This is a genomic window from Magnetospirillum fulvum MGU-K5 (assembly GCF_000442515.1).
Classification (GTDB): Bacteria; Pseudomonadota; Alphaproteobacteria; order Rhodospirillales; family Magnetospirillaceae; genus Phaeospirillum; species Phaeospirillum fulvum_B.
Map to the genome: position 1 here is coordinate 1 of NZ_AQPH01000129.1, position 3,968 is coordinate 3,968.

The window sequence follows — 3,968 nt, forward strand, 5'->3', positions numbered from 1 at the left end:
GTCTCCGGCCGCATCGGGCGGCACCGTCGAGAGGATCCCGGCTACGCCATCCAAGGCACCATCGGGCAGCGGACGGTCGCGGTCAAACGGATGAATCTCGATTCCGGGCAGATCATCAGCCCGGCCGGATCGGGTGGTTCCGGCGACCTGCCAGCCTCGGCTCTGCAAGGCGCGAGCGACCGCTTTGCCCGAATAGCCCAGGCCGAACACGAAAAATTTCTCGCCCATCCCCGTGGCCTCCCTTGCATCGCCGACGCTTTTGACGACACTAACGCCTCATGATCCGTCCCGCCATCGCCCTTGTTCTGCCCCTGCTGTTGCTGCCATGCGCCGCGCGGGCCGACATCATCGAGCCGCAGCGTGAATACCGCGCCTGCCTGTCCCTGGCCCAATCCAAACCCGAAGAGGGATGGGAGGAAGCGATCGCCTGGCAATCGCTGGGCGGCGGCGAGCCGGCCCGCCATTGCGCCGCTCTGGCGCTGATCGGACAGGGCAAGTACGAGGAAGGCGCCAAGCGGCTGGAAGCCTTGGCCCAGCAAAGCCGACGCGAGGAAAGCCTGCGCGCCGAGATGCTGGCCCAGGCGGCTCAGGCGTGGCAATTGGCAGCGAAGCCGGAACGGGCGCTGGCCGATCTCGACACCGCGCTGGGGCTGGTGCCGGGCCAGCCCGACCTGATCCTCGACAAAGCCGTCCTGTTGGCCGGTCAGGGCCATCATGACGAGGTGATCGCGCTGTTGACCGGATTGTTGAAGGCCCAGCCCAACCGGGTCGAGGCCTTGACGCTGCGGGCCAGCGCTCATCGCCTGCTCGACCACACCGCCGAGGCGGGCAAGGACATCGCCCGCGCGCTGGAGCTGGACCCTAACTTTCCCGACGCCCTGCTGGAACGCGGCATGATCCGCCGCAATGCCAACGACGAGGCCGGAGCCCGCGCGGACTGGATGCGGACGATCGAAATCGCCCCCGAAGGTCCCACTGCCGACACCGCCCGGCGCAATATCGAATTGATGGACGTCCGGGTGAAATAGGTCAGGCGGCGCGGTCTTCCTGGGGCGTCAGCGCGGTCAGAGCCAGGGCATGAACCCCGCCGACGCTCAGTTCCTCGGCCAGGAGGGAATGGACGATGCGGTGACGCTCGACCCGGCTTTTGCCGGTGAAGGCATCGGACACCACCACCAGGGCGAAGTGGGATTCCTCGCCAGCATGAGCGCCATGACCGGCATGACGGGCGGATTCGTCCCGAATGTCGAGACGGATCGGGGCAAGGCTCTGCTCTAATTTCTGGCGGAGGCTGGCAGCGACGCGCATGGGTGATTCCTTTCTGTCATTGGACACCCTACGACAGATGGGGCCAGGGGGAGAGCGAATCAACCCAAGCCGATGCTTCCCGCCAACGGCGAAACCAAGCCACAACCCGCCACCAATCGACACCAAAGTAAGTAAAACCCTCTATAAATTCCGCTCCGTTGATGGGGTACCTTCACTCTGCTAGGATGAGGCCCCGTCCCTCCCCCGCCCATCCATCGTCGCCGATTCCAAGGATTGCATCCCTTATGGCCCATTTCGGCTTTCCGCTCGAAACGATCCTGATTTTCTTTTCAGTGATCACGTTCTCCCTGTTCATCGACTTGTTTGCCCATCGGCGAGCGAAAGAAATATCGATCCTCGATGCCAGCCTGTGGTCGGGGTTCTGGGTCAGTCTGGCGCTGGGGTTCTATGCCTATCTGTGGGTCCGGTTCGACAAACAATGGGCCGACCTTTACCTTGCCGGTGTCGCCCTCGAAAAGTCGCTGTCGATCGACAATCTGATGGTGTTCATGGCGATCTTCGCCTCATTCGGGATCAAGGGCGCGCTTCAGCACCGCATCCTGTATTGGGGGATCGCCGGAGCTTTGCTGTTCCGCGCCGTCTTTGTCGGGGTTGGAACCGGGCTGTTCAGCCTTGCCCCCTGGGTCGGTTTCTTTTTCGCGGCAATCGTGGCGTGGTCGGGGATCAAGATGATCTCGGCCCGCGGTCATACCGAGGAAATCGCTGATTATTCAGAGCATTGGTCGGTGAAGATGACCCAGAAGGTGATGCCGATCCTGCCCAGGCTTCATGCGGAACGGTTCTTCGTCACCCGCGCCATCGCCGCCGATCTCGCCAAGGCCGATCCCTCGCTGAAGCTGGCGAAAAACGCGTCGTTGTTTGCCACCCCCGCCTTTCTTTGTCTGGTGGCGATCGAGACCTCGGACGTGATGTTCGCGTTCGATTCGGTGCCCGCCGTCATCGCGGTGACCCAGGAGCCGTTGTTGGTCTATGCGGCGATGATCTTCGCGGTTCTCGGCCTGCGCTCGCTGTATTTCATCCTCGCCGCGCTGACCAAATATCTGGTGCATCTGGAAAAGGCGGTGATCGCGCTGCTGTTCTTCATCGCCTTCAAACTGACGATCCAGGCGGGGGAACACACCTTCGGCTGGGACTTCATCCATATCGAGCCGAATGTCAGCCTGCTGATCGTGCTGGGGACCCTGGCCGTCGGCATTCTCGCCTCGCTGATCTGGCGGGGGAAGAGCGAGGACAAGGCGTAATGGCTGGAATTTGAGTCATTCGGCGAGCACCGAATGTCCACGACGTCCGTTTGTGCCGGGGCGGCAGTCGCTGAACCGCCCCGGAAGCGACTGCGACCTTGCGCTAAATGTCAACACGACCTAGGGAATAACAATTGCCGTATCCGTTTTCACTCGGTCCAGGGCAATCAGCGTTCGATACCGATCCACCAGTTCGTTTTCCGCGAACAAACGCCGCGTCAGCCTCTCATAGGCTCGCATATCTGGCGTTATGATGATCAGAACGAAGCTTACCCCGCCCGTCACATAGAAGCATTGCTGGACTTCCGGAGTGTCTTGGAACAGGGCCTTTGCGGCATCCACTGTTCCCGCTCGTTCGTTCCTGAGATGCACCTCCACGATGGCGGTAATACCCATTGAGGTGGCAGCGGGATCAACGATTGCCACGTTGCGAACCACAACCTTCATCGCTTCCAAAGCGGCGATGCGCCGTTGTACGGCCGCAGCCGACAGATTGACCGCTGCGGCGATGGTTCGCTGCGGCGTCTTGTTGTCACGCTGAATGATGCGGAGGATCGCGCGATCGAAGGAATCCAGCGTGCGCGGCGAAGAGGCGGAGGTTTCAGTCATAATGTGAGTGTTTGTTGCATTTCACTGCCGAATCAAGAGCAAAAATCCCATAACGACGATGATAATGTTCACGGCATGACAATTCACGCCCGTACCACACCAAGTTTTTCCCCTTCCGCTGGATCGACGCTCGTCGGGGTTACGTGCGGCATAGCCGCAGGAGCGCTCTGGGGGTTGGTCTTCCTTGCCCCCAAACTGGTGGAGGAGTTCAATCCGTTCTTGTTGGCCAGTGGACGGCACCTCATTTACGGACTGATCTCAGTGGTGCTGCTGGCCTCGCGATGGCGGCAGTTGGTTGCCGGGATCACCCGGCGCGAATGGGTGGCGCTGGCGTGGCTCGGGTTCACGGGAAACACGCTCTACTACGTTCTCCTCTCGACAGCCGTGCAGGTTGGCGACATTACCATGACCGCACTGGTCATCGGATTCCTGCCGGTTGCGGTGACCATCCTCGGAAGCCGTGATCGGGATGCCGCCCCGTTGGCGAAATTAATCCCGTCACTTCTTCTTTGCGCTGCCGGGGCCATTTGCATTGGCTGGCAAACATTGGTCGCGCCAGCGTCCGGTCCAATATCCGCGCGAGTGACCGGATTACTATGCGCAGTGGGGGCGCTCGTCTTATGGACCGCCTTCGCGGTCGGCAACAGCCGATGGTTGGGACGTCTCGGCCATGTGTCTCCCGATGACTGGAACCTGCTGACTGGGGTTGTCACGGGAGCCCAGAGCCTGATTCTGTTCCCGATCGCACTCGCACTCGAGACGACACAACATAGCGGCAGCGAATGGGTT

5 protein-coding genes and 1 pseudogene are annotated in these 3,968 nt (G+C 61.2%); 3 read left to right on the top strand and 3 right to left on the bottom strand.

The window, feature by feature from the left end:
- Positions 1–228 (bottom strand): annotated as a pseudogene (locus K678_RS16970) (SDR family NAD(P)-dependent oxidoreductase); the annotation flags it as partial.
- Positions 229–278: 50 nt separating this feature from the next.
- Between K678_RS16970 and K678_RS16975 the strand changes: the two are divergent.
- Positions 279–1,028, top strand: a complete 750-nt coding sequence (locus K678_RS16975; RefSeq protein WP_021133710.1) for a tetratricopeptide repeat protein — start codon at positions 279–281, stop codon at positions 1,026–1,028.
- A gap of 1 nt (position 1,029) precedes the next feature.
- On the opposite strand, the gene K678_RS16980 is transcribed toward K678_RS16975, so the two are convergent.
- Positions 1,030–1,308: a BolA family protein gene (locus K678_RS16980; protein ID WP_021133711.1), complete on the bottom strand. Its 279-nt coding sequence runs from the start codon at positions 1,306–1,308 to the stop codon at positions 1,030–1,032.
- 245 nt (positions 1,309–1,553) lie between these two features.
- On the opposite strand from K678_RS16980, the gene K678_RS16985 reads away from it, so the two are divergent.
- The gene (locus K678_RS16985) at positions 1,554–2,570 is read left to right on the top strand and encodes a TerC/Alx family metal homeostasis membrane protein (RefSeq protein WP_021133712.1); all 1,017 of its coding nucleotides are present in this window, start codon (positions 1,554–1,556) and stop codon (positions 2,568–2,570) included.
- Between the two features lie 120 nt (positions 2,571–2,690).
- Here K678_RS16985 and K678_RS16990 read toward each other — a convergent pair whose 3' ends face one another.
- Positions 2,691–3,179: an Lrp/AsnC family transcriptional regulator gene (locus K678_RS16990; RefSeq protein ID WP_021133713.1), complete on the bottom strand. Its 489-nt coding sequence runs from the start codon at positions 3,177–3,179 to the stop codon at positions 2,691–2,693.
- Positions 3,180–3,254: 75 nt separating this feature from the next.
- Here K678_RS16990 and K678_RS16995 point away from each other — a divergent pair.
- Positions 3,255–3,968: DMT family transporter (locus K678_RS16995; RefSeq protein WP_039853740.1), on the top strand; the 714-nt coding region annotated here is incomplete at its 3' end.

Coding starts and splice junctions, on each gene's coding strand:
- K678_RS16985 (WP_021133712.1), top strand. CDS start 1,554: ATGGCCCATTTCGGCTTTCCGCTCGAAACGATCCTGATTTTCTTTTCA.
- K678_RS16990 (WP_021133713.1), bottom strand. CDS start 3,179: ATGACTGAAACCTCCGCCTCTTCGCCGCGCACGCTGGATTCCTTCGAT.
- K678_RS16975 (WP_021133710.1), top strand. CDS start 279: ATGATCCGTCCCGCCATCGCCCTTGTTCTGCCCCTGCTGTTGCTGCCA.
- K678_RS16980 (WP_021133711.1), bottom strand. CDS start 1,308: ATGCGCGTCGCTGCCAGCCTCCGCCAGAAATTAGAGCAGAGCCTTGCC.